Source organism: Fibrobacterota bacterium (assembly GCA_019509785.1).
Classification (GTDB): domain Bacteria; phylum Fibrobacterota; class Fibrobacteria; order UBA11236; family UBA11236; genus Chersky-265.
The window spans coordinates 62,601-88,670 of sequence record JAEKLQ010000063.1 but is presented as its reverse complement, the minus strand read 5'-3'; the positions used below and the strand labels follow the sequence as shown (position 1 = coordinate 88,670).

Annotated in this window: 15 protein-coding genes; 5 read left to right on the top strand and 10 right to left on the bottom strand. The window is 62.8% G+C overall.

The features are described 5' to 3' along the window. Positions 1-80: 80 nt before the first annotated feature. The 5 genes from efp to JF616_18610 all read left to right on the top strand — a co-directional run bounded on the left by efp (position 81) and on the right by JF616_18610 (position 15,148). Positions 81-647, top strand: coding sequence for an elongation factor P (gene efp / locus JF616_18630; GenBank protein ID MBW8889779.1), 567 nt, complete (start codon positions 81-83; stop codon positions 645-647). A gap of 46 nt (positions 648-693) precedes the next feature. Continuing rightward, on the top strand, positions 694-1,611 hold the full coding sequence (genX, locus tag JF616_18625; GenBank protein ID MBW8889778.1) for an EF-P lysine aminoacylase GenX: 918 nt from the start codon (positions 694-696) through the stop codon (positions 1,609-1,611). Positions 1,612-1,896: 285 nt separating this feature from the next. Then, complete coding sequence (locus JF616_18620; protein ID MBW8889777.1) at positions 1,897-3,555, top strand: tetratricopeptide repeat protein; 1,659 nt, start codon at positions 1,897-1,899, stop codon at positions 3,553-3,555. Then, positions 3,533-13,189, top strand: coding sequence for a tetratricopeptide repeat protein (locus JF616_18615; GenBank protein ID MBW8889776.1), 9,657 nt, complete (start codon positions 3,533-3,535; stop codon positions 13,187-13,189). Before JF616_18620 ends, JF616_18615 begins: the two co-directional genes overlap by 23 nt. Positions 13,190-13,417: 228 nt before the next feature. After that, complete coding sequence (locus JF616_18610) at positions 13,418-15,148, top strand: carbohydrate-binding protein (GenBank protein MBW8889775.1); 1,731 nt, start codon at positions 13,418-13,420, stop codon at positions 15,146-15,148. On the opposite strand, the gene JF616_18605 is transcribed toward JF616_18610, so the two are convergent. The 10 genes from JF616_18605 to aroB all read right to left on the bottom strand — a co-directional run bounded on the left by JF616_18605 (position 15,114) and on the right by aroB (position 26,070). Continuing rightward, entirely contained in the window at positions 15,114-16,109 is a 996-nt protein-coding gene (locus tag JF616_18605; GenBank protein MBW8889774.1) for a hypothetical protein, read from the bottom strand. The genes JF616_18610 and JF616_18605 overlap by 35 nt on opposite strands. Then, positions 16,096-17,055, bottom strand: coding sequence for a M28 family peptidase (locus JF616_18600; protein MBW8889773.1), 960 nt, complete (start codon positions 17,053-17,055; stop codon positions 16,096-16,098). Before JF616_18600 ends, JF616_18605 begins: the two co-directional genes overlap by 14 nt. Before the next feature lie 48 nt (positions 17,056-17,103). Further along, positions 17,104-18,198: an S-adenosylmethionine:tRNA ribosyltransferase-isomerase gene (locus tag JF616_18595; GenBank protein ID MBW8889772.1), complete on the bottom strand. Its 1,095-nt coding sequence runs from the start codon at positions 18,196-18,198 to the stop codon at positions 17,104-17,106. Between the two features lie 3 nt (positions 18,199-18,201). Further along, positions 18,202-18,981: an SDR family oxidoreductase gene (locus JF616_18590; protein MBW8889771.1), complete on the bottom strand. Its 780-nt coding sequence runs from the start codon at positions 18,979-18,981 to the stop codon at positions 18,202-18,204. Continuing rightward, positions 18,978-19,358, bottom strand: a complete 381-nt coding sequence (locus JF616_18585) for a hypothetical protein (protein ID MBW8889770.1) — start codon at positions 19,356-19,358, stop codon at positions 18,978-18,980. Before JF616_18585 ends, JF616_18590 begins: the two co-directional genes overlap by 4 nt. 210 nt (positions 19,359-19,568) lie before the next feature. Next, positions 19,569-20,870, bottom strand: a complete 1,302-nt coding sequence (locus tag JF616_18580) for a TCR/Tet family MFS transporter (protein ID MBW8889769.1) — start codon at positions 20,868-20,870, stop codon at positions 19,569-19,571. Beyond that, positions 20,867-22,252: a UDPGP type 1 family protein gene (locus JF616_18575; GenBank protein MBW8889768.1), complete on the bottom strand. Its 1,386-nt coding sequence runs from the start codon at positions 22,250-22,252 to the stop codon at positions 20,867-20,869. Before JF616_18575 ends, JF616_18580 begins: the two co-directional genes overlap by 4 nt. Before the next feature lie 64 nt (positions 22,253-22,316). Beyond that, a complete protein-coding gene (gene mraY, locus JF616_18570; protein MBW8889767.1) occupies positions 22,317-23,468 on the bottom strand; it encodes a phospho-N-acetylmuramoyl-pentapeptide-transferase in 1,152 nt (383 codons plus the stop codon). After that, positions 23,468-24,436, bottom strand: a complete 969-nt coding sequence (locus tag JF616_18565) for a GDP-mannose 4,6-dehydratase (protein ID MBW8889766.1) — start codon at positions 24,434-24,436, stop codon at positions 23,468-23,470. Before JF616_18565 ends, mraY begins: the two co-directional genes overlap by 1 nt. Then, the gene (aroB, locus tag JF616_18560) at positions 24,433-26,070 is read right to left on the bottom strand and encodes a 3-dehydroquinate synthase (protein MBW8889765.1); all 1,638 of its coding nucleotides are present in this window, start codon (positions 26,068-26,070) and stop codon (positions 24,433-24,435) included. Before aroB ends, JF616_18565 begins: the two co-directional genes overlap by 4 nt.

Genomic DNA, 26,070 nt, shown 5'->3' with positions numbered 1-26,070 from the left:
GAGGCTGGGCGCGGAAGCCACGCCATCCCTCGCGTTCTTTAACGATACGAATATAGCCAATCATTCCGGAGGCGGGCATCATGGGCATGGTAAGCACGAACGAGTTCAGGAAGCGCATGAAGATCATGTTCGATGCCCAGCCCTGCATGATCGTCGAAAACGAGTTCGTGAAGCCCGGCAAAGGCCAAGCCTTCAATCGCGTCAAGCTGAAGAACCTCATCACCGGGCGCCAGCTCGAGAAGACCTTCAAGTCCGGCGATACCTTCGAAGAAGCGGACATCACGAATACCACCATGCAATTCCTCTACACGGATGGCGTGAACTATACCTTCATGGACACCAAGTCCTACGAGCAGGTGGAGATCCCCAAGGACGCCATGGAGGGCGCCGAGAGATGGCTGCTCGAGAACACCGAGTGCGACATCTCGTTCTGGGGCGACAAGCCGATTTCGGTGACCCCTCCCGTATTCATGGATCTCCTCATCACCTACACCGAGCCGGCCGTCAAAGGCGACACCTCGAACAACGTGACCAAGGCCGCCACCGTGCAGACGGGCGCGGAAGTGCAGATTCCCTTGTTCATCAGCACGGGCGACAAGGTCAAGATCGATACGCGGACCGGCGAATACGTTGAGCGGGCCAAGTAGGCCGGACCCCGAAATCCTCCGCTACCGAGCGGAGGCCCTGCGTCGCGTGCGGGAATTCTTCCGCGAGCGCGACGTGCTGGAAGTCGAAACCCCGAGCCTTTCCCGAGGCATCTCCCTGGATTGCCACATCGATGTGTTCGCGGCGCGCTGGCGCGCGCTAGGCCATGCGAACGCCCCCGCCCCCGCGGACCGGGATTATTTCCTGCAGACCTCGCCCGAACCGCATATGAAACGGCTGTTATGCCACGGCTTCCCGGACATCTACCAGATCTGCAAGGCCTTCCGGAACGGCGAACGCGGCGAACGGCACAATCCCGAATTCACCATGCTGGAATGGTATCGTAAAGGTTTTTCCCTGGCGGACCTGATGAACGAGGTGGAAGCGTTGTGCCGAATGCTGCGCCCGGATGTCCCGATCCAACGGCTGGAATACCGCGACGCGTTCCGGGCCGCCCTCGGGGACGACCCGCATGTCCTCGATCGCGAAGCCCTGCTGGCCCTGCCAGCGGCCCAAGGCCGCCTGCCTGCGCCGGAGACCTTGCCCGCCCGCGCCGACGTGCTGGATTTCCTAATGGCCCATCTCGTCGAGCCCGGTCTCGATCCTGCCATGCTCACCTTCGTCGCGGGCTTTCCCGCCGAGCAAGCCGCCCAAGCCCAAGTCCGCCCCGATGATCCCCGCATCGCCGAACGCTTCGAGGTCTATGGGGGCGGAATGGAATTAGGGAACGGTTATCTCGAGCTGGCCGATCCCGGGGAATACGCCCGGAGGTTCCATGCCGAAAACGGCAAGCGCCGCGCCCATGGGAAGCCGGAACTCCCCATCGATCCCGCGCTCCTTGCCGATCTGGAGCGGGGGCTGCCGCCCTGCGCAGGCGTGGCCATGGGCTTCGATCGGCTGGTCCAATGGGCCTTACGCCTGCCGGAAATCGGCCCCACGCTTTCTTTCGCTTGGGAAAATGCCTGAGGCATGGGGCGAGGCGCGCCTGGTTTCCGCTCCGGCCCGGACCCGCGATAAATCGGGGCCTGAAGCCCCATGAGTACCCCATCGGCGGGCCCGTTTTACCCGTCTAGTTTACCGGATTTATCTATCTTTGCAGGGGTTTCCGGAAATCCTTGCTTTCCGGTGACTTGGAGCGATCCGAAGGCACATTGTCCGAGCCTTAGGATCTCGCTGGGGATAGGGCGAACCCTTCGCTTGATTGCTGGATTTTAAAAATCATTTTTGATGCCGATTCTCACTGGAGACAACATGTCTTATCGCACGTTCAACCGCAAATCTTCCTTCTTCTGCCTGGGACGCGCAAGCGCGCATGCTTCCCTGATCCTGGCCATGGTGCTCGCTTTGGCGGGCGCGGGTCGGGCCGACGGCCCTAAGACCGCGGAAGATTGGTTCAAGCGCGCGAACGAAATGTACCAGGAAGGAGCGGTGGACGAAGCCATCGGCTCCCTCCAGGAAGCCATCAAGCTGAAGCCCGACTACGCCGAGGCCTTGAACCTCTTGGGCGCCGCCTACGTCGAGTCGGGCGAGTTCGCCAAAGCGGTCGAACCTTACAAGAAGGCTTCGGAGCTTAAGCCCAACGATTATTCCATTCTGCTCGGTTACTCCAACGCCTTGGAAGGCGCGGGCCGCCAGGACGACGAGCTGCCGGTGGTGAAAAAGCTCTTCAACCTGAATAAGGGCGACATGGTTACGGGGATCAAGTTTCTGACCTTGATCGAAGCCGCCGGCCGCGAGAAATACGTCAACGACTATATCGCGGTGCTGGAGGATTTGCGTAAGCTCCCGAACTTCGATCCCGCCTATACCGCCAAGCTGGCGCGCGCCTACAATAAGACCGGCGATTACGCCAAGGCCGCCGGCGTTTACCAGGAACTGGTGAAGGACCATCCGGATAACGGCGAATACTGGACCGGCCTCGCCAACGCCCAAGCCAAGATCGATCCCGACGCCGCCCGCGAATCCTATAAGAAGGCGATCCTCTATACCGATCGCGCCGACGACCGCGCCAAGTTGGAAAAGTCCATGGCCGCCCTGGGCAAGGGAGCGGGCAAAACCGCTGCCGCCACGCCCGCACCGGCCGCCGCTCCCGCCCAACCCGCCGCCACTGCGGCCCCTGCCGCAACCCCGGCCAAGCCCGCCGCTCCCCCGGTAGCAGCGGCGCCGTCCGCGCCGTCCGCCGCTGAAAAGGCGAAGGCGGAAGCCGATGCCCAAGCCGCCGCGAAAGCCCAGGTCGCCGCCGATGCCGCCGCCGCCAAGAAGGCTGCCGAAGCCAAGGCCGACGCCGACAAGGCCGCCAAGGCGCAAGCGATCGCCAACGCCGCCGCCGCCGAAGCCGATAAGGCCGCGATGGCCAAGGCCCGGCAGGACAGCATCGCGCAGTCGCAAGCCGAGAAGAAGGCCGCCGCCGAAGTGAAGGCCGCCGCCGAACGCCAAGCCAAGGATGAAGTGGCGCGCTTGGCCAAGGCCCGCCAGGACAGCATCGCGCAAGCCCAAGCCGAAAAGAAGGCCAATGCGGATGCGGAAGCGGCCGCCGCTAAGAAGGCGGCGGCAGTCAAAGCCGAAGCCAAGGCCGAATCCGATCGGCTGGCCAAGGAAGACGCAGCCCGCCTTGCCAAGGCGAAGCAGGATAGCATAGCCCAGGCCAAGGCGAGCGCCGAAGCCGACAAGACCGCGAAGGCGGAAGCCGCCCGCCTCGCCAAGGAAGAGGCCGCGCGCGTGGCGAAGGCCCGTCAGGACAGCTTGGCCCAGGCCCAGGCCGAGAAGAAGGCCGCCGTGGAAGCCGCCGCCAAGACCAAGGCCGAATCCGATCGGTTGGCCAAGGAGGAGGCAGCCCGCCTCGCCAAGGCGAAGCAGGACAGCACCGCCCAGGCCAAGGCCGCGGCGGATGGAAGCAGCCCGCCTGGCTAAGGAAGAGACCGCCCGCCTCGCGAAGGCGCGCCAGGATAGCATCGCGCAAACCCAGGCCGAGAAGAAAGCCGCCGCCGAAGCGGATCGGCAGGCGAAAGCGGAGGCCCTCCGCCTAGCCAAGGAAGAAACGGCGCGCCTGGCCAAGGCGCGGGCGGATAGCATCGCGCAGGTGAAGGCAGAGCGTATCGCCCAGGCCAAGGCCGACAGCTCTGCGAAGGCGGAAGCCTCCCGTCTGGCCAAGGAAGAGAAGGCGCGCCTCGCGAAGGTGCGGGCCGATAGCATAGCGCAGGTCCAGGCCGAAAAGAAGGCGGCCCTGGAGGCGAATCGCCAAGCCAAGCTGGAAGCGGCCCGCCTGGCCAAGGAAGAGGCGGCGCGCCTCGCGAAGGCCCGCGCCGATAGCATCGCCCAGGTCCAGGCCGAGAAGAAGGCCGCTTTGGAAGCCGCCCGCGTGGCGAAGTTGCAGGCCGATAGCCTGGCCCGGGAAGAAGCCAAGGCACGCGCCAAGGCTAAAGCCGATAGCGTCGCCCAAGTCCTGGCCGAAAAGAAGGCCGCTTTGGAGGCCGCGCGCGTCGCAAAACTGCAAGCGGATAGCCTTGCCCGCGAGGAAGCCAGGGTCCGCGCGAAAGCCAAGGCCGATAGCATCGCCCAGGCGCTGGCCGAGAAGAAAGCGGCGGCTGAAGCGGCCCGCATCGCCAAGGTGAAGGCGGACAGCGTCGCCCGCGAAGAAGCGAAGGTGCGCGCCCAGGCTCGCGCCGATAGTCTCGCCAAGGTGGAAGCCGAACGCAAGGCCGCCCGCGAAGAAGCCGCCCGCTTGGCCAAGGAAGAGGCCGATCGCAGGGCGAAGGAGCGCCTGGACAGCCTGGCCCGGGTGGAAGCCGATCGCAAGGCGAAGGCGGAAGCGGAGCGAGTAGCCAAGGAAGAAGCCGCGAAGCTGGCTAAGGAAGAGGCGGAACGCAGGGCCAAAGCCAAGGCCGATAGCCTCGCGAAAGTGGAAGAGGACCGCCGCCTGGCCGCCGAAGCCGAAAAGCAGTTCCAGGGCCAGGTCACCGCCTTGCTCGCCGAACAGCCGGCCCAACTCGATACCGCCGCCGTACTGGCCAAATTGCAGGATCGCATCGCGCGCGCCAAGACCTCCGATTCCCGCTTGGTCGAAGCCGAGGCCACGATCCATTTCAAGCAATGGAATTTCCGCGGCGTGGTGGACGACTTCCATAAGCAGAAGGTCCTTTCCGCCAACGGCAATCGCATGATGGCCCTGTCCCTCTTCGAATTGCAGGACTACAAGGCCTCCCTGGGATATTTCCGCAAGATGCCCAACGTGTCCGCCAACCGCGCGGATTGGGGCAAGTACATCAAGACCTTGCTCGAGACCAAGAATAAGACCCTGGCGGTCGGACAGTACGAGCAATACCTGGCCAAATACCCCGATGCCGACGACGCCTTGGCGTTCCTGATCGACTACTATCGTCAGCCTCTCCAGAAGGACAAGCTGATCCCCAAGTTGGAATTGCAACTGGCCAAGAGCCCCAAGGATGTCGCCCTGCTCTCGGAGCTGATTTCCCTCTATGATAAGAACAGCCCCAAGTCGATCGAGTACCGCGAACGCTTGTTGAAGGAGAATCCGGAGGATAGCAAACAGGCCCTGGCCCTGGCCCAGGCCTACGAGGCCAAAGGCGCCGTCGCCCAAGCCCTGCCGCTGTACCAGAAGCTGGCCAAGGATGCGCCCACCGACAAGGCGGTCAACCTGAAGGCCGGGGAAATCTCCCTACAAGCCAAGAAGCCGGACGAGGCCTTGCCTTTCCTCGAGGCCGCGCATACCGCCGATCCCGCCGATAAGAAACTGACCCTGCGCCTGGCCGCCCTCTACGAGGATTCCAAGCAGCAGGACAAGGCCGCCGAGCTCTACTCCGCCGTGATGGGTGTCGATCCCAAGGACAAGGCGGTGCAAGCCAAGCTGTTGCAGCTTTACACCGCCAAGGGCGACAAAGAACAAATCCGCGGCTTGTTGATGCGCATCGACGATGCGGATGCGACCGCGCATCAGGCCCAATTCCAGTTGGCCAAGACCTTCCTGGCCGATGGCGACAAGGACAAGGCCTATGCCTATCTCGCCAAGGCCCTGCGCAATCAGCCGAACAACCAGGAGTACCTGGCCCTCTTGCCCTCCGTGGTCCAAAGCGACGATCAGGTCGACGCCCATTTCGCGGCCTTGGAGAAGTCGGCCTTCTTGCCTGGCGCCAAGCCCGAGTTGCAAGCCATGGTCGCGCGCGGCTTCGGCAAGCGCAAGAACAACCTGATGTCCGCACGTCTCTACGCCGAGGCCTACTCGAAAGACCCCAAGGTCCTCGACGGCAAACGCGAGGCGGTGGTTTCGGTTTATGAAGCCAAAAACCTGGAACTGGCCGGAGCCCTGGCCGAAAAGTATCTGGCCACCGACGATAAGGATCGCCAGATCCGCGAGATCGAAGTCAACTCCTTCACGGCGACGAATAAGCCCGCCGATAAGGTACGCGAAGCCATCAAAGGTCTCGCCGCCTTGGACGCCGAAGGCGCCGCCAAATGGTCGATGAAGCTGGCCCAACTCGATCTGCAAGCCCAGGATACCGCCTCGGCCATCGAGCATGCGAAGGAATGGCTGAACCGCAATCCCAAGGACGCCGCCGGCTGGCGCTTCCTGGCCCCGTTGGTGGTCAAGCGCGCCGGACAAGAGGAGACCCAGATCCAAGTGCTGGAGAAGCTCTCGCAGTTGGAGCCGGCCAATAAGGGCCGTTATGATCTCGCGCTCGGCGATCTGTACCTCGGCAAGGGGGATTTCGAAAGCGCCGAGAAGGCCATGTCTAGCGCCACCAAGGCCAGCCCGGCCAACGCCGCCTTGTTCTTCAAGCTGGGCGAAGTGGAAACCAAGCTGCGCAAGGATAAGGATGCGGCCGCCGCCTATCAGCGCGCCTATATGCTCGATCGTACCAACGTGCAGTACGCCCGCGCCTATTCGGCCTCGGTCGATACCAAGGACGAGATCAAGATCAACTTGCCTCTCTTCCAGTTGCTGTCGAAGAACGGACCCAGCGGAGACGAGCGCAAGAAGTTGGCGCAGGCCTATTTCCTGAATGCCGACTACGCCAACGCGGCCAAGGAATTCGAGGCCTTGCTCCCGGCCGATCCCGATCTGGCCGTGAAAGAGCCCATGGTGGCGGACGCCTACATGAAGTCCGGCCAGGCCTCCAAGGCCCGCGCCCTGTACGAAGCCCGCCTGAAGGACGATCCCAGCAATCTGCAATTGCTGGAGACGGTCGCGAACATCTACAAGGCCGAAGGGAACAACCAAGGCTACGTGACCACCGTCGAGAAGATCGTGGCCGCCGATCCGAAGTACAAGAATTACCAATTGACCCTGGCCCAGGAGCGGGAAAAGTCCAAGGATTATAAAGGCGCCCTGGATCAATATTCCGCCTGGGTGTCCCGCAACGGCGGCGACCTCGCCTCGGTGAAAGCCATGCATCGCTTGGCGACCCAAACGGGGGATACCGCGGCTTTGATGGACGCCTTGGTGCGCCTCAACCGCGAGAAGGTGGTCGATCCCGCCTACCGCTTCCAATTGGCCGAGCTCGATTACAAGCGCAGCGGCAACGTGGGCGGCGTCGAGCGCCTGGTCAAGACCCATCCCGAATGGAAGGTCGGCAAGGGCATCCTGGTGAAGGAATACCTGCGCACGCATGCCATGCCCAAGTTGGTCCCCTTGCAGGGTTTCCTCTTGGCCGAATCCAAGACCAACAAGGAATTGCTGGAGCCGCTGGCGGATCTGTATGCCATGCAGAAGAAGACCTTGCAGGCCAATATCGCCTATCATGATCTGCTGCTTGCCTATCCTAAGGATCGCGAAACCTACACCAAGGTCGTGAAGTACTCCGAAGCCAACAAATCGCCCTACCTTCCCGACGTCTACCGCATCGGATACGAAGCCTTCCCCGACGATATGGACGTCAAGCGGTCCTATGCCGCCACCTTGGGCAATACCCCCAAGGCGCTGGCCATCTACCAGGAAATCCTGGAGAAGGAAACCGACGTCAAGATCATCAGCAAGGCCTTGGGGATCGCGCTGGCCCTGAACCAGACCCAGGCAGCCGCGGCCTTGCTCGACAAGTGGACCAACGTCGAGCCGAAGGAACCGAAGGTATGGCAGCAGGCCTTGGCCGTGCATACCCAGATGCACAACGTGCCGCGCATGATCGAGGACCTGGAACAGCTCTCGCGTTTCTTCCCGAACAATAAGGACTATCCCCTGCAGCTGGCGCGCCTGTACGAAGACGGCAAGCAGCCGGACAAGGCCGCCGACATGTACCAGAAGGCGCTGGCCTTGGATCCCAAGAACAAGGCGGTGCAGAACAAGCTGATTTCCCTGTTCACGGCCCAGAACCGCCAGCCCGAGTTGCGCGATCTGCTGCTGTCCATCGACAAGAACGATCCCACGGCGCACGAGGCCCAATACATGCTGGCCAAGATGTTCCTGGCCGACAACGATCGCGATCGCGCCTACGTCTACGCGACCAAGGCCCTGCGCAACCAGCCGAACAACCAGCTTTATTTGTCTTTGCTCCCGCAGACCGTGATCACCGACGAGCAAGTGATGGCCAACTTCCCCGCCTTGGAGAAGTTCGCCTTGCTCCCCGGCGCCAAGCCCGAACTGCAGGTCTTGGTGGCCCGCGGCTACGCCAAGAAGAAGAACTGGATCTTCGCGAACCGCCTCTTCGCTGACGCCTATGCCAAGAATCCCAAGCTGCTGGACGGCAACCGCGACGCGGTGATCGCCATGAGCGAAGCCAAGAACTGGCCCATGGCCGGCAAGCTCGCCGATGCCTATCTGCAAGGCGCGCCCAGCGCTCCCGCCACCCCTCCCGGCGGCGCGACGGGCAATCCGCCCGCTAATGCCCCCGTTAACGCTCCCGGCACGGACAAGGATCTCGTCATCCAGCAGATCCGCTACAACGCCTACGTGGCCACCGCCCAGCCGCCCGAGAAGTTGCGCGAAGCCCTGAAGGGCCTGGTGGCCGTGGACCCCGACGCCAACAAGTATTACTTGCGGCTGGCCCAACTCGATTTGGCCGCGCACGATACGTCCGTCGCGGTGGCGCATGCGCGCGAATACCTGGCGAAGAATCCCAAGGAAACGGCGGGCTGGAAGTTCCTTCTTCCCTTGGTGGCCAAGAAGCCGGGCCAAGAGGACATCTACATCCAGACCCTGGAGAAGTTGGTCGTGCTGGACCCCGGCATGCGCGCCCGCTACGATCTCGAATTGGGCAACCTGTATTTCGAAAAGGGCGATTTCGAAGGCGCCGAGAAATCCCTCTCCAGCGCGGTGAAGACGAGCCCGGCCAACGCCTCGCTCTGGTTCAAGCTGGGCGAGACCCTGGTCAAGTTGCGCAAGGATAAGGAAGCGGCGGACAAATACGCCCGCGCCTATCATCTCGAACCCAACAACCTGACCTATGCCCGCGCCTACGTGCGCAGCGTGGATACCCGCGATGAGATTAAGGCGAATCTGCCTCTCTTCAAGACCCTGGCCGCCAACGGGCCCAGCGTGGATGAACGCAAGAAGCTCGGTATGGCCTATTACCTGAACGGCGATTACGCCAATGCCGCCAAGGAGTTCGATTGGCAGTTGCAGGGAGATCCCACCGTCGGCACCACCGATCCCATGTACGCCGACGCCTACATGAAGACCGGGCAGACCAAGAAGGCCCAGGGCCTATACGAGCAGCGCCTGGCGACCGATCCCAACAACCTGCCCATCCTGGAAACCCTGGCCGGCATCTACAAGGCTTCCGGGGATCAGAAGGACTACGTGGCCACGGTCGAGAAGATCGTTGCCGTGAATCCCAAGTACAAGGGCTATCAGCTCATCCTGGCGGTGGAGAAGGAAAAGGCCAAGGATTATAAGGGCGCCTTGCAGGAATACTCCGAATGGGTAACCCGCAACGCCGAAGACGAGACGGCCTTGAAGTCCATGCATCGCCTGGCGGAAATGCAGAAGGACACCGCGGCCTTGATGGACGCCTTGGTGCGGCTGACGCGCAAGAAGGGAGCCGATCCCGTCTACTCCTTCCAGATGGCTGAAGTGGATTACGTGCGTTCCGGGAACTTCACCGGCATCGAGCGCCTGGTGAAAACCCATCCCACCTATACGCATGGCAAGATCATCCTGATAAAGGCCTATTATAAGAAGGGCGCCTATTCCAAGATGGTCCCGTTCCTGCCCTTCCTGTCCGCCCAGGCCAAGACCGACAAGAGCCTGTCGGAACCGCTGGCCGACCTTTACGCCTCCATGAAGAAGTCCGGGCCGGCGAACGAAGCCTACTTCGACGCGGTGCATTTCGATAAGAAGGATCGCGACCTGTTCGACAAGGCCTATAAGTACGCCAAGGACCACGATTCGCCCTATCGCCCGGCCTTGCTCAAGCAAGGTTACGAGCAATTCCCCGACGACGGCCAGCTCAAGTTCGACTATGCCCTCACCTTGGGCAAGACCCCGAAGGCCTTGGATCTCTATAACGAGATTTTGCAGAAGGACCACAACAACCTGGCGGTGGTGCGCAATGCGGCCGAGGTGTCGGTGGCGCTTTTCAAGCAGGCCGACGCAATCGATCACCTGACGCATTGGGCGACCTTGGAACCGGAACAGCCCCGCCCCTGGAGCCTGTTGGTGGACATCTACACCCAGCAACGGAACGACACCAAGCTGGCGGATGCCTTGGAGCATTTGTCGGCCTTGTCGCCCAAGAACGGCGACCTCGCCTTCAAGGCGGCCCTGGCGGACAAGAAGATCGGCAATAAGGAAAAATCCTTGGAGTTGCTGACCAAGGCGGTCGCCCTCAACGGCACCAATCCGCTCTATCAGAAGGAGTTCGGTTTGGCCCTTTTCGCGGCGGGACAGACCGCGCGCGCCAAGGCGCCGCTCCTCATCGCCGATAAGTCGCTCAAGAACGACGAGTCCATCAACACGGCCCTCTACAACATCTACGTGGCGGAAAAGAACAAGGGCCTGGCCCGCGAGCGCCTGCGCTTCCTGTTCGCCCTGCGCCCGGCCAATAAGGAATACGCCTACGGCCTGGCCCGACTGGAATCCGATCTCAAGAACCCCGCCGGGGCGGTGAGCATCCTGGAGCGCCCGAACCTGAAGGACGATTTGAACGCCGACATGTCCTTCCTGCTTTTGGACGGTTACTTCAAGCTAGGCCAACGCGATCGCGCCGCGGCCTTGGGACCGGTCCTCATCCGCAAGTTCCCGGAAGAAGCCAAGCAGTCCTTGCCTTTGGCCATCCTGTTCTACGAGACCAAGCAGCGGGCCAAGGCCAAGGAAATCCTCGAGACTTACGTGCGCAACACGCCGAGCGAAGAGGCCTTCTACTACCTGGGCAAATGCTATTACGACGAGAAGAACTGGGAACAGGCGATCAACAGCCTCGACCGCGCCGACCTGAACCGGCCCGACGTGCTGCGCATGCTCGGCGAATCCTATATCGCCAACAAGGAGCCCGAGCGCGCCATCAAGGCCTACGAGGACTACTACGCCAAGACCAAGGACATCAAGGTGCTGGCCGAGTTGTATACCCTGTATAAGAGGACGCAGGACACCGAAGGCACCCGCGCCATCCTGGAGCGCCTCATCGCGGCCGAACCCGGGAATTACGACTACCGGGTGGAATTGGCCGAATTGTACCGCGGCAAAGGCGATACCAAGAAGGCCGAAGCGCAGTACGAGATGATCCTGAAGAAGATCCCGAACCATCCCGCATCCAACATGAACTACGGGATGATCCTGGCGGCCCGCAAGGACTACGCCAAGGCCACCCATATGCTGGAAACCGGATTGGCCAAGTTCCCGGACAGCGCCATGGGTTGGCGTTACCTGGGCGATGCCTATCGCTCCGAGAAACGCTATCCGGCGGCCCTGGTAGCCTATAAGAAGGCCTATAAGTTGCAGCCGAACAGCCTGCCGTTGGCGGTGGCCAAGATGCAGATGACCAAGGAAGCGGGGAGTAGCGACGAACTGCCAGGGGCCTATGCGGACGTGGTGCGCCTGGATTCGTCCAACGTCGAGGCGGCCGCGGCGCTGGCCGACATCCGCTTCAACGACCGCAAGTACGCGGACGCGGCGGCCTTGTACGCCAAGGTCACCTCGGTAAAGGGCAATGACAAGAACCTGTGGGCCAACTACGGGAACGCCTTGATCGAGACCAAGGACATCGAAGGCGCCAAGCGGGCCTTGCAGCGCGCGGTGGACCTGGGGGAGAAGAGCCCCAAGGTGATGACCAGCCTGGCCCGTATCTATAAGGAGGAAGGCAATAGCGAGAAGGCGGAGGCCATCCTTTCCGAGATGGTCAAGAAGGATCCCCGCAATCACCTGGCCTATTATTGGCTGGGCCAGATCGCCCTGGAACGCAACCAGCCCGGCGTGGCGGAGGATTACCTCAAGAAGGCCCAAGTGCTGGCCCCGACCAACCCCGATTACGTGGAAGCCTTGGCCCGGATGCAATACGGCAAGGATGAATTCGCTTCGGCGGCCAAGCTCCTGGAGCCGGTGAAGGCGAACCTCAGCACGCCCGGCCATCTCATGTACGGGGATTGCCTGATGAAGCAAGGCAAGAACGAAGCGGCCCTGGCCGAGATCAACGCGGTGTTCGTCAAGGATCCTTCGGCTCCGGTGTTGGCTAAGCTGGCCGAGTTGCAGATCAACAAGGGGAACGATCGCGAAGCCATCCGCCTGATCGAGGCCTCGGATTTCAAGGGCGACACCACGGTCCAGTTCGCCCTGGCGAAGGCGCGCGTGGATTCCCGCGAGACCGATCGCGCCCGCGAGATCCTCGATCGCCTGATCAAGATGAACAAGTACAATGCCGGTTATTGGCATTACCGCGGCCTCAGCTACTACTACGATCACAATTACGGGAAAGCCAAGAAGGACTTCGATCAGGCCCTGGACATCAACCAGGATTACATGGACGCGGTCTACCATATCGGCTTGTGCCTATTGAAGGACGGAAGCTCGACCGACGCCAAGAACTACTTCAAGGAGTTGTCGCAGCACGCCAATGCGAGCTGGCAAGCCAAGGGTTTCCTGGGCCTGGCCATGGCCTTCGAGGCCGAGCGGAAGTACGAAGCGGCCGAGAATTTCCTGCAGAAGTCGAACGCCGCCGAGGAAAATCCCGAGGCCCTGAGCCTATTGGCCAAGGTGCTGCTCAAGCTGCGTAAGCCCAGCGAGGCGGAGAAGAACGCGCGCCGCGCCCTGGAATTGCAGCCGGGCAACTCCGTGGCGGTGGCCGCCATGGGCGACGTGCTCTTGGCGCAAAACCGCAAACCCGAAGCGGTGTCCCTGGTCAAGAAGGCGTTGGAAGGCAATCCCAATTCCTGCGATCTGCTGATCGGTTCCGCCAAGGTCAATTTCGCGGCGGGCAATTACGAGACCAGCAAGCAGAACAGCACGTACGCCATTTCCATCTGCCCCGAAGAGGCTTCGCCTTACTACTACGCCGGCGTGGTCGCCGACAAGAAGTACGACAAGAAGCAGGCCAAGGACTATTTCAAGGCCTTCAAGAAGCACGGCGGCGACGAAGGCATGCTGCCGGCGGATTACCGCTAGCGGCGGCCGGGATTACCGCGGCCAAGGCCGCGCCGCCGCATGGTAACGCGGCGGTTACGGGATCGCGAAGGGCGGGCCGCAGGGCCCGCCCTTTCTTTTTCGCGCCCATTCCCCACGGCGGCGAGGGCGCCCGGGAGCCTGCACCCCTTTTCCCGCCGGCGAATCGTGCCGTGGCCCGGCCCTCCCGCCGGTATCTTCTCCGCCATGCAATCCAAATCGGAGGTCCCTATGCGCCGCTTCGGCATAATTCTCCTCTCCGCCCTGCCCGCCTTCCTCGCCTTCTCCTGCCAGGTTTCGCCAACGGGGTCCACCGGCGACGCGGCGCCCGGCCTTTCCTATTCGGCCCTGACCATTTCGCCCGTCGGCCTTCCGGACAAGCTTCTCCTCGGGCTATTCGAGAACCCCGGCCAGACCTGGATGAAGAACAGCGCCGTGCCCTGGAGCGCCCGCTACTGCTACCTCACCAAGGGATGGGTCAACAATTGGGGCTGGAGCGCGTACGACGGTTCCTGGGCCCTCAATTTCATGAAGGAGAGCGACGGCATTGGCGCCGTGCCGGTCGTCGAATTCTACCAGATGAACGGCGAGGCGGGCGGGGGCGAGGCCCAGTTCCTGGCCAAGGCCCAGAATGCGGCCACCATGAAAGGTTATTTCGGCGACTTCAAGCTCCTGATGCAGCGGGCCAAGGATTTCGGGAAGCCGGTATACGTGGAGCTGGAAGCCGACGGGTACGCCTTCTTGCAAGCGCAAACCGGAGGAAATCCCAACACCGCCGCGGCCGTGGCTTCCACCGGATTGCCCGAGCTGGCGGGCTTGCCCAATACCGTGGCCGGCTGGGGCCTGGCCTTTCTCGCCATCAAAAAAGCGGTAGGCGCCGACAACGCCTTCCTATGCATGCACGTCTCGGGATGGGCCAGCGGGAAGGACCTCTTCAATTACAGCTATACGGTTTCGCTCCAACCGGAAGTCGACAACGTGTATGCCTTCCTATCGCCCTTGGGACTGGCATCCAACGCGACCGGCATCGCCTACGACGGCCTCGTATCCGATCCTTGCGATCGGGATGCCGATTTCTACCGCTTGACCCAGAACGACGGGGGCATCCGCTGGTGGGATACCTCCTCCACCGCTTCCATATCCTCGCGGAGCATGAACCGCTACCGGGAATGGCTGCGCCTATGGAACGCCAAATCGGGCAAGCGCTGGCTCCTCTGGCAAATCCCCTTGGGCAATTCCAACCATCTGAACGTGTATAACAATGGCGGGGCGCGGGAAGGCTATAAGGACAATCGCCCCGAGTACTTCCTCGGGAACGGCGGCTTGGCCCGCGCCAAAGCCTTTGCCGACGCCGGCGTCATCGCGCTCCTGTTCGGGGCGGGGGCGGGCGGACAGAGCAGCTACGGGAACGATATCTATACCGATGGCAAATCCTTCATGCAAAGCCGCGGCGCGTCGTTCTTCGCGGCCGGAGGCGTAAGCCTGTCCGGAGGTTCGACCGGCACGCCCATCGCGCTCCCCGGACGCATCCAGGCCGAGGACTATAAGGCCGGCGGCGAAGGCGTGGGCTACCATGATTTGAGCGCCGGGAATGCCGGCGGCAAATACCGCACGGACAACGTGGACATCGAAGCCACGACCGACGCGGGTGGAGGCTACAACGTGGGCTGGATCGACCCCGGGGAATGGCTCGCCTATGACGTGGCCGTCGGCAAAGCCGGCTTATATACGCTCACCTTGCGCATGGCATCGGCAACGGCCGGGACCAAAACCGCCGCCTTAAGCGTGGACGGGACGCAAGCGGCCTCCTTCGCCTTCACGGACGCATCGGGATGGCAAAGCTGGAAAAGCATTCAGGTCAGCGGCGTCAGGCTCGCGGCCGGAAACCACAGCCTGCGGATCGCCATGGCGACCGGGGGGTTCAATATCAATTGGCTGGACGCGGCCTACGTTTCGCCTTAGGGCCCGGGAACACCTTCGGGTATGACCAATTCCATTGGTCCGGAGCCGCGGCGATGGATTCCTCGAGGAATCCCCGCACCTGCTCCGGGCCGGCTTCATCCCAAGATCCATGGTAAGTGAGCATGGCCTCGTCTTGCGCGAGGCGGACGGAGATTGGCACGAATACGCATCCCCGCGCTTCCAGAAAGCGTAAGAGCCGGGCGGGATAAGGCGCGCGGATTCGTTCCCACAGTTCCACGTATTCGCATTCCTCTTCAGGCCCCGGGACCTGATCCACCATCAGGGCCAGCACGCCCTTGGACGTGAGGATATCCCGCAGGCCGGCTTCCAACCCCTTCGGGCCGGCGACCCCGACCCACAGGATCCGCTTCCCCTCGCCCTCCCGGCCTGCGGCCATGAAGGCGGTCAAGGCCGGCGCGAATGCCGGCGCGGTGGCGATGGCGAAGGGCCGATCCGCGGGGGCCCGGGGCAAGCGATGCAGCAATTCCCAAGGCCCGGCATGCAGGCCCAGCAAGCAGACGGGCCGACCGGAAGCCAGAGCCTTAGCATAGAAGGCCTCCCCATGCGTATCTAGACGGGGAAACGTTGCAGTTACGGTACGGCCATGGGCGCGTAGCCCCAGCAAGAGCAGCCGTAGCCGGAGGCGGTAATAGTCCCCCAATGAGAGCCGATCCGCGAAAGGCGAAGCCGTGATGCAAGCCCGCAACCGCGCCGCGTGGCGCCGTCGCAAGATGCGATAAGCGATGAGGAATGGGGAGAGCAGGGCTTGGGATAAGGGGACGGGAACGGCCCCCAAAGCGCGTAAGAAACAGACCGCAAGGATTCCGGCGGAACGGACGAATAGGGATGGGGAAGAGGTGGAAGGCGGGGGGACGGGCCCTTGCGAACGGGTCCCTGCGGCCGTCATGAGGGAAGACGCCGGGATCAAGCCCAGGCGCTTCTCCGCTTCAATCGAGTCCACGATAGGCCAGGCTGGCCGTTACGCGGCCCACCGCGCCCAGGCTGCCCGCCGAACACTTGTCCGGGGTGTCGCCTTGCGTATGCCACGGGGCGTAATCGAAATCGATGATGTCCACCGCGGGGATGCCCACGGCCTGCAGGGGCATGTGATCGTCCCAGACCGTGGGTCCGGGCCGGGCTTCGAATTGGGAGACGCCCAACTCCTTGGCCCGCATCCAGATCTTTTCCACCACGCCGGGGCTTTGCTTCAGGGAGTTCTGCTCGATGGGCAGATGCAAATCCCTATCGCCAACCATATCGAGCAGCAAGGCATACTCCAGGCCGCCCACGGTCGGGTTCTCGGCGAAGTAGCGCGCCCCCAGGAAGTATTCATCCAGGCTGCCCTCCTTGCCGTAATCCTCCCCGTCGAACAAGGCCAAGTACACGGTTTGCACCGGCGCTTTCGCTTTCATCCCGTTCGCCAACTCCATCAGCACCGCGATCCCGGAAGCCCCGTCGTTCGCGCCGAGGATGGGCCGGGAGGCGAGCATCTCGCTTTTTTCCTGATCCGCGCGGGGACGGGAATCCCAATGCGCGCAAAACAAGATCGGCTTGCGTGCCGATTCCCGCCCGGTAATGGTCACGATGACGTTGGTCATGGGAACCTTGGCCCCGCTGGCCATGTCCGTATGCACGAAAGGCTGTTCCACGGTCGGGAAACCGAGGCCGCGGAAATGCGCCAGGAAATATTCCAGCGCCTTGCGATGCGCTTCGCTCTCGGCCACGCGCGGTCCGAAGGCGCATTGCTCCTTCAGGTAACGGTAGGCGCGGGTGGAATCGAAGGCGGGATCGGGGCTTTTGCCAGCCCGGGCTTTGGAGGCCGAAGGCTTAGCCGCGGTAGCCTTGCCCGTCGAAGGCTTGGCCGGGGCCGCGGAGAGGGATGACGCGAGGATCAAGGCTGCTAGCATGGGGCTAATCTAGCAATCCGGGATTTTAGATGGGATTATCCCTGCCCGCTAAAGGATCAGGTTCGCGTCCCCGAATTCGTGCCAGAGGTAACCCGCTTCCAGCGCGGCATCGTAAACGCTTTTCAGCTTATCCGGGGGCAGGAAGGCCGAGAGCAAATCCAGATGGCTCGCCTGGGGTTCATGGAAACCGGTCAACAAGCCGTCCACCGCTTTCAGGCGATGCGAGGGAGTGATCCGCAAGCAGGTCCGGCCCTCGCCGGCGCTTACGCGCCCATCGGCCCCGGCCATCGTCTCCAGCGCCCGCACCACCGTGGTTCCCACCGCCACGATACGACCGCCGGTTTCCTTGGCCGCGTTGATGCGGGCGGCCGCTTCGGCCTCCAGCCGATAGGGCTCGACCGAAGCCGGATGGCCGGCGTCGAATTTTTCGTCCAGGTAGGAGGAAAGCCCGGCATGCAGCACCAGGAAAGCCGTGCCGATTCCGCGCCTGCGGAGGTCCAGCAACAGCTTCCAAGAGAAAGCGCGGCCCGCCGAGGGCATTTCCATCGAGCCTGGTTCCCGGGCATATACCGTCTGGTAGAAATCCAGATCCCAAGGCGCGGAAGAATACCAGTAGCGCACGGGACTCCCCAGGCGCGACAGGCATTCCACCCATGCCGCCCCATGGAGGGAAAAGCGCAACCGCCATAGCCGTTCCACCAGGGGATCGCGGCCGACCACTTCGGCGCTGAAGCGCGATCCCGGGTTCCCCTGCGGCCTAACCTCGGCGGATCGGAACTCCAGGCGGGCCCCGCCCGGTTCGCCCAACCAAGGCTCATCCTCCGGGGTCAAGGGCAGTGCCGACCAGGTACCATCCTCGTTACCCCGGGCCAAGCGCAGTTGCACGGTACGGCCGGCATAAGGGCCCGCGGTTATAACGGCCCGCAATGCCGCCGGCAAGGTGCGGCTGGCGTTGAACACCAGGCAATCCCCCGGCCTCAGCAGATCGCCGATGCGATCGAAACGGGTATGCTTCAGCGCCCCGGTCTGCCGATCGGCCGCGAGCAGCCGCACTTGATCTCGCTCCAGCCCCCGCTTTTCCGGGGGTTCCCGGGCCAATAAGGCATCGGGCAATTCGAAACGGAAGGGCGCAGCGGCGACCATGGTTCAACCCTCTTCCGTCGCCAGTTCGGCGGGATCCCCGGAGGCTTGCGCCCGCCAATCTTCCTGGGCCTGGAAACGCCGGCCCGTCGTTCCGCGGGAAGCATCGGACGCCAACCAGAGGAAAACCTCGGCCACGTCCGCGGGATCGGCCCATTGGGAGGGATCGCCTTGAGGGTCGGCCGCGCGGTGCATGTCCGTATTCATATCCCCGGGGTCCACCCAATTCACGCGGATGCCGGATCCATCCAACTCGGCCGCCCAGGTCTGGGACAAACCTTCCAATCCGAACTTCGAGATGCCGTACGCTCCCCATCCCGGATAACCGTTTACACCAGCATCGCTGGTCACATTGATGAGCGAACCCCCGTGTTCCAGCATGCCCGGAAGCAATTTGCGGGTGAGCAAGAACGGGGCGATCAGGTTGGTGTCCAACACGCGCCGGAATTCCTCCAGCGGATAATCCAACAAGTAAGGCATGGGCGATGGGCCGAGCGCGGACGCATTGTTCACCAGCACGTCCACGCGGCCCTGCAACTCCGCCAGGGCGGTGGCCGCGAAACGTTCCACGGCTTTGGAATGCCGCAAGTCCGCCGGCGCCGCCAGCACCCGCGTTCCCGGCGCCAGGATGCGGATTTCTTCTTTCACCTGGTACAATCGATCGGCGTTGCGGGCCGTAAGGATCAGAGCCGCCGCCCCTTCGCGGGCGAATTCCAACGCCAAGGTCCTCCCCAGGCCCTTGGAGGCGCCCGTCACCACGATATGCTTGCCTTCCACGCGTTTCATTTTCCGTCTCCTTGTTTCGCTTTGGCTTTAATCCCACGCCCGTCCGCGGGCTTGATCGCGTACACGCAACGGCGCCCGCCGGTGAGCAAATGTTCCTCGCGGGTAACGACGGCCCCGGAGCCCATCAATCCGCTGAAGACCTGCCACTCGCTTTGGCAAAACCCGCGGCAGGCCTTGGCCGCGGTGCAGATGGGGCAATGGTTCTCGATCAGGAGCCAGCCGCCTCCCGGCGCGGCCTTCACTTCGGTCATATAGCCTTCGCGATCGCGCAGGCGCGCCAGCGCCTTTACCTTGTCCTTCAAGTCCGCCGGCCCCGGCACCACGCGCGCGTATTCTTCCCGCTGATGGCGCGTGCGCGCGTCCAACAGCTTCTGCATGCCGCCTTCGCCGTAAACCTCTTGCAGCGAATCCAGAAGGCCCCAATCGGGTAGCCAGGGCTTTCGCTTCCTGCGGGCCTTCCCGTTTCAGGATATCCAGCAAGGCATGCCGGGTGCTTCTGGGGGGCGTGGCGAGGGTATTCGGCTTGGGCGGGTTGGTGGGCATGATCCCAAGATACCATGCCCGGGCTATTTAGTAAAGAAAAAACTTTATTTAATTGCGGCGGGTGTAATACCCTTCGTCACGATCATGCCGATGATGGTGGCGATTCCCAACATTCCCGCAGCCAGGACGAACGGGGTCCCCGGTTTGGGATCAGGGATTTTCAGGGACCAGGCGAAGGCGGACGTAAAAAGCGTCGGGCCCAGCATACCGGTGATGCCGCGGACGCCGGCCAAGGCGCCTTGCAGCCGTCCCTGTTCCGAGGCATCGACGCGCTGGGACATCAGGGCCTGGGCCGAAGGCCCGGCGAAGCCCCACAGGGCGCCGAAAGGGATGCCGAGGAAGAACCAGTAGGAACTGGGGGCCAGGCCATAGATCGCGAAGCCGATGGCTCCGCAAGCGAGACCGAAGAGTAGGGCGCGCCGCTCGCCCATGCGCGCGACGCCGGTGCGCACCAGGCCGCCTTGCACCAGCGCGCTGAACACGCCCACCAAGGCCAAGGTGTACCCCACGGCGCGGGCGCTCCAATGGTAGCGGTAATCGGTGTAGAGGACCCACATGCTGGGAAGGACCTCATGGGACAGGTAGGAGAAGAACGCCACCGCCGCGATGCCGAGCACGAGGGGATGCTTGCGCAAAATGCCCATGGCTCCGACCGGATTGGCGCGCCCCCAGGAGAAGGTCCCGCGCTTTCCGGAAGGCAAGGATTCGGGCAGGACGAAAAATCCGTAAGCCGCGTTCGCCAGGCTCAAGGCTGCGGCCACCCAGAAGGGCAGACGTGCATCGATGCTGCCCAGCAGGCCCCCGAAGGCGGGACCGATGATGAAGCCCAGCCCGAAGGCGGCTCCCAGGAAGCCGAAGCCGGCCGCGCGCTTTTCCGGGGTCGTCACGTCGGCGATATAGGCGCTGGGGATGCTGAAGCTGGCCGCGCAGATGCCGGAGATGGTACGGCCCAGGAACAGCCAAGACACCGAGGGCGCGAGGGCCATGAGCACGTAGTCGGCGCCCAGCGCGAAGTTGGAAAGGAGGATGGCGGGCCGGCGGCCGAAGCGATCGGAGACGGCGCCCAGGAAAGGGGCGAACAGGAATTGCATGGCGGCGAAGAGGGTGCCGAACATCCCGATGATATGGGCGGCCCTGGCCGAGTCCCCGCCTTCGAAGCCGAGCACCAGCTTGGGAAGCACGGGCACGGTGATGCCCAAGGCCAGCATGTCCAAAACCACGGTGACGAAGATGAAGGCGAGCGCTGCCTTGCGTGGCGCGTTGCCGCCCGCGCCAACGGTAGCGCCCGCTTCGCCAGAAGCGCCCGCTTCGCTAGAAGCGCCCGCCTCATTCGAAGCGCCGGTCATGAGACGTGGATGATGGGATTGCCGAGTTGGGAGCGGATGATGGCGGGGTTGACCCCTTCGCCGGCGTAGGAAGCCAAGGGCGAGATCTCCACGATCTTGCCGCGCAGCTCATCTTCGGTGATGCCGGCGGCCAAGGCCCATTTGCGGTGCAGGTCCAACAGCATGGCCCGCGCGCTGGCGGGGCTGTCCACCCCGTCCTTGTTCTTGACGGGGGCGAATTCCTCTTCGCGGCTCACCAATAGGCCGGCCATGGATCCGGCCAGCGGGAAGAGATCGAACATGAAGAGTTCGAACTTCCAGGCGTTGGGCTTTTCCGGGGAGACCGTCGATCCGGAGACGTCCACGTGGGCGATCTTCTTATGCGCGACGTGGAAGGGAAGGGCCGCCGCCGCGTGCCGTTGCAGGAATTCCCGCGTGAAGAGATGGGTGGCGATGTTGGCCGAATCGTACATGTACCGTCCGTCATCGCCCTTCGCGTAGATCATCTCTTCCGTCATCTCGGAATATTCCAATACCGAAGGCTTGCCGTCCCGCAGGCAGAGCACGCCCACCTTCTCCTCGGGCTGTACCTTGACCACCGCCTTGCTGGCCGCGGGATGGCCTTCGGCCATGGCGAAGCCGATGAAATGGGGATCGCAGACGCGAACCAGGGCATTGTCCACGCCGTAGAAGAACACGTGCTCCACGCCGCGGCGCGCCATGTCCTCCAGCGCCCCGCTCTTGGCCAGGGCCAGGAAGCAGCCGCCGTTGCCGTTGGGCCCCATCGAGAGCCGGCCCTTGGAGGCCAAAAGCGCCTTGCCATCCTCATCCACCACGGGCATTTCGCCCTGCTTGAAGAAGAAGATGTCCCGCTCCGGCAGCCCGAAAAAGCGGCGGTCCTTGAAGAAGCCGGTAGTCTCCGCATGGTTCTCTTCGCTGGTCATGATGTACCAGGGAATCGCCTTGCCGGCTTGGCGCGACAGGCGCAGGATGCGTTCGGCCTGGAGCTGGAACAGGGATTTACGAGAAGGCAGGCCGATATCGAATACGCCTTTGGGGCCGCTGTGCCCCAAACGCGTGCCTTGGCCGCCGGCCACCAGGAAGGCGGCCACTTTGCCCTCCCGCAACGCGCGCATGCCCATATTGGCGTAGGCGGCGCGCTCCTGGATGGAAAAGCCTTCCCAAGGCTTGGCCCGCAAGGGGGCGACGGATTCCGATCCCGCGTCGGTTTGCGCCGAGCGGCCCTTTACGAGGTCGCGATGCAGGGCGGCCACCTGCGCAAAGTCCACCGCCAGCACTTGGCCGGCCAGCGCATCTTTCTCCGGCTCCGTCAATTCGTCCCAGAAACGGAAAAGATGATCTTGCCCGTGGGAACGGGCGTGGGCGCGCGCTTGCTGGTGCATGGGGGTCTCGGCCATTTGGGGGAAAGATAAGATTCTTCGCCCGGAACCGATTACCTCGGAACCGCTATCTCACCTTGAAGAAGATGAGACTTCCGATGATGAGGGCGAGGATGCTGACCAGATGGAAGCGCCAGATGATTTTCGAGTTCAAGGCCTGGCCCGATTCGAAGCGATTCTTCCACTTGAGCTGGAAATGATGGTGCAGAGGGGCGCGCAGGAACAGCCTCCGGCCCGTCCTGTCCTTGCTCAAGCGCTTGGTAATCTTGAAACCGGTGATTTGCAGCAGTACCGACAGCGCCTCGCCCAGGAAAACCACCCCTACGATGGGCAGGAACAGTTCGATCTTGAGCAGCACGAACATCATGCCGATGGCCCCGCCGAAGCCGATGGAGCCCGCGTCCCCCATATAGATTTCCGCGGGCGGGCTGTTGTACCACAGGTAGGCGAGCAGCGACCCTACGATGGCGGCGCAGATGGGAAAGAGCTCGTCCCCGCCGGGGATGTGCGGGATGAGGAAGTACTTGGACAGGATGGCGTTGCCGGAGATGTAAGCGACCACCCCCGCGAAAATCGAAGTCGTGATGATGGGGACGGATACCAGCGAGTCCAAGCCGTCGGTGAAATTGGCGCCGTTGGCGCTCGAGGTGGTGACCAGGCAAATGAGCAGGATGAATCCCCAACGCGGCAGGTAGGGGAACCAGACCTCCGGTTTCACGAAGGGCATGGTGAGATGCCCCGATAACCCCGGGATGAACTTATACGCGAAGAAGGCCACCAGGAGGGAAAAGAGGAAGTAGAGGAACAGGCGCAGGCGGGCGGAGATGCCGTCGGCCTTGGCCTGGTAATCGGCCTTGGAGAGTTTGCCCTGGCCCACGAGCTTCTTGTTGCGGATTTTCATCACGTCGTCGAGGCCGCCGATGAAGGCGTATGCCAGAAGGATCACCAGCGCCGAGATCGAATAGGCGTTGAGGTTGGCGAAGCAGACCGAAGCGATGGCCACGGCCGCCACCAACAAGGCGCCGCCCATGATGGGGGGCGCTTTATGCTTGCCATGGTCGAAGTCGGAAGAGGCGTCCAGCTTGTTCAGGAAGCGGATCCAATGGGGCATCAGGAGGAAAACCAGCAGGGAGGCGAAGAGGGAGGCGATGCCGGCCCGGAACAGGCGGTTCTCGAAGAGGGCGTAATGGGTGGTCGCGTAGAGCCAATGAGCGAGCATTATGCAGGCGTTCCTTTCGCCTGCAATCTTACCTTAATTTCGCCATACAAATCCTTCAAGGAATCTTCGATCGAGATGATGGGCTTCCAACCGGTCAGGCTCATGATCTTTTCGGGCGACCCCACCAAAAGGGGGATGTCGATGGCCCGCTCCAGGGAAGGGTCGATGCGGGTTTCGATGGGGCATCCCGACAACCCGATCAGGTAGTGCACCAGGTCCCGGATGGTACGGGCCTTCCCGGAGCAGACGTTGTAGACCTCCCCGCTTCCGGCCCGCTTGGCCAGCATGGCGATGGCGCGGGCCTGGTCGCGCACGTCCAGGTAATCCCGCGAGACGTCCAGGTTGCCGGTGTAGATGGCGGTCTCCCCGTCGTACATCTCGATGGTGGCGATCTGGGCCGCTACCGAAGGGAGTACGAACTTCTTTTCCTGGTAGGGGCCGGTGGAACTGAAGGGCCGCACCGTCACGATATCCAGGTTATGCGCCGAAATGTATTGCTTGGCCAGGAGCTCGCAGGAGGCGATGGCCGTGGCGTAAGGCGTGAACGGTATGGCCGGATCGGACTCGCGATGGATCAAGTCGACGATGCCGCGCCCGGCCCCGTAGATTTCCGACGAACTCACCAAAAGGACCCGGGCCTTGGGCACGGTCAGGCGGACGGCTTCGAAGAGGTTCTGGGTCCCCAGGATCAGGAATTGCAGGATGGCGTTGGGCTTGATTTGGGAGGAGCCGAGATTGAACCCCTGGGAAACCATGTGGTAGATTTCGGTGGGCCGATGTTCGGAAAGGACCTGCACCAGGTTCTTGAAGTCCAGTAAATCGCCGGTGATATAGGTGACATGCTGGAGCGTCATATGCGGCTCGGGGTCCTCGCCCGAGTAGGAGACCAGATCGCCCTTTCCGTGGGAAAGCAGATTGAGCAGATGGTATCCGAGGCAACAGGTACCGCCGACCAGGAAAATGCTCAAGCGACCGCCTCGCGGGCCGCGGCCAGGGCCTGCAACACGTCGGCCTTGGGCACGTCGCGCACCGGCACCACTTCGCCGATGCGGGTAGGCAGGATGTAAACTCGGCTGCCGGCGTCCACCTTCTTGTCCAGGCCCATGGCTTCCCAGGCCTTGGATTCGTCCAGCTTCTTCGGGAACGCCTTGGGCAGGCCTAGGCGATCGAGAAGGGCGTTCTGGCGTCGTTCCGCATCGGCCCCGAGCATGCCCAGGGATACTGCCAGGCGCGCGGCCACGCGCATGCCCAAAGCTATCGCCAAGCCATGCGGCAGCAGGCCATAGCCGCCCAGCACCTCGAAGGCGTGCCCGAAGGTATGCCCGTAGTTCAGGATGGCGCGCCCGCCCTCCGCCGTCTCGCGCTCGTCCTTTCCCACCACGTCCGCCTTGATGGCGCACGAACGCAATACGATTTCCCTCAAGGCTTCCGGCTTGCGGGCCAGGATGGCATCCGCATTGTCTTCCAGGTAACGGAAAAACGCTTCATCGCGGATGACGCCGTACTTCACGACCTCGGCGAGGCCGGAGAGGAATTCCCGATCAGGCAGGCTGGACAAGGCGTCCAGGCCGATGGCTACGGCCTTGGGTTGGTAGAAGGCGCCCAGCATGTTCTTGCCCAGGGGATGGTTCACCGCCGTCTTGCCGCCCACGCTGCTGTCCACCATGGAAAGCAAGGTGGTGGGGGCCTGCAGGAAGGGGATGCCGCGCATGTAGACCGAAGCCGCGAAGCCGGCCATATCGCCCACCACGCCGCCGCCGAAGGCGACCAAGGTGGTTTTGCGGGCGTATTGGTGGCGGAGCATGAAGGTGAAAAGCTTGTTCAGGGACTTGAGGTTCTTCTCCTCTTCGCCGGGCTTGAAGAAGAAGATCCGGCATTCGCCCAGGCTCGCGCGCAATTGCTCCAGCATGCGCTTCTGATGGGACTTCAGGTTGGCGTCGGTGACGATCAGGAATTCCGCCGGGCATCCCGCCTTGGCCGCGATGGCGTCCATATGGCCCGAGAGATCAGTCTCGACGTAGATGGGATAGCTGCGGGGGCCCAGATCCACCTTCAGCGGTACCATCTCCTCCACCTGCAAGCGATGGATGATGCGGCGGGTGAGGACATGATGGGGGATCTTCTCGTCCGATTCGAACTGGAGATCGGCGAGTTCATAGAGGGGCTTGCGCGCCGCCAAGAGGTCCTTGATCTTGGCCATCTTGGCGGCATCGTCCAGGCCGGCCAGCAGCGGCCGCGAGCCTTCCTTGCGGTTCACCCGTTCCAGGATCACTTCGGGCGAGGCGTATAGGCCCACCAACACGCCGGTTTGCCGCACGAGTTCGATGGCTTCGGGATTGGTGAGGGTCCCTCCGCCCAAGGAGGCCACCATGGGGCCTTGTCCCGCCAGCTCGCGCAAGGCTTCCACTTCCATGCGGCGGAAAGCGGTTTCGCCCTCGTCGGCGAATATCTGCGGAATGGTCTTACCGGTTTTTTCTTCGATCACCTTGTCCAGATCGGCGAACTTCCATCCCAGGGATGCGGCCGTGAGCGAGCCGATGCGGCTTTTGCCCGAGGCCATGAAGCCGGTGAACCAGATGTTGCGCTTGAGGGGGAAGGGCAT

Excerpts from the sequence above, each read along its gene's own strand:
- JF616_18585 (MBW8889770.1), bottom strand. The coding sequence starts at position 19,358 with ATGCAGAAGCTGTTGGACGCGCGCACGCGCCATCAGCGGGAAGAATAC.
- JF616_18610 (MBW8889775.1), top strand. The coding sequence starts at position 13,418 with ATGCGCCGCTTCGGCATAATTCTCCTCTCCGCCCTGCCCGCCTTCCTC.
- JF616_18600 (MBW8889773.1), bottom strand. The coding sequence starts at position 17,055 with ATGCTAGCAGCCTTGATCCTCGCGTCATCCCTCTCCGCGGCCCCGGCC.
- JF616_18590 (MBW8889771.1), bottom strand. The coding sequence starts at position 18,981 with ATGAAACGCGTGGAAGGCAAGCATATCGTGGTGACGGGCGCCTCCAAG.
- mraY (MBW8889767.1), bottom strand. The coding sequence starts at position 23,468 with ATGCTCGCTCATTGGCTCTACGCGACCACCCATTACGCCCTCTTCGAG.
- efp (MBW8889779.1), top strand. The coding sequence starts at position 81 with ATGGGCATGGTAAGCACGAACGAGTTCAGGAAGCGCATGAAGATCATG.
- JF616_18620 (MBW8889777.1), top strand. The coding sequence starts at position 1,897 with ATGTCTTATCGCACGTTCAACCGCAAATCTTCCTTCTTCTGCCTGGGA.
- JF616_18575 (MBW8889768.1), bottom strand. The coding sequence starts at position 22,252 with ATGCACCAGCAAGCGCGCGCCCACGCCCGTTCCCACGGGCAAGATCAT.
- aroB (MBW8889765.1), bottom strand. The coding sequence starts at position 26,070 with ATGCCCTTCCCCCTCAAGCGCAACATCTGGTTCACCGGCTTCATGGCC.
- JF616_18615 (MBW8889776.1), top strand. The coding sequence starts at position 3,533 with ATGGAAGCAGCCCGCCTGGCTAAGGAAGAGACCGCCCGCCTCGCGAAG.
- JF616_18595 (MBW8889772.1), bottom strand. The coding sequence starts at position 18,198 with ATGGTCGCCGCTGCGCCCTTCCGTTTCGAATTGCCCGATGCCTTATTG.
- JF616_18580 (MBW8889769.1), bottom strand. The coding sequence starts at position 20,870 with ATGACCGGCGCTTCGAATGAGGCGGGCGCTTCTAGCGAAGCGGGCGCT.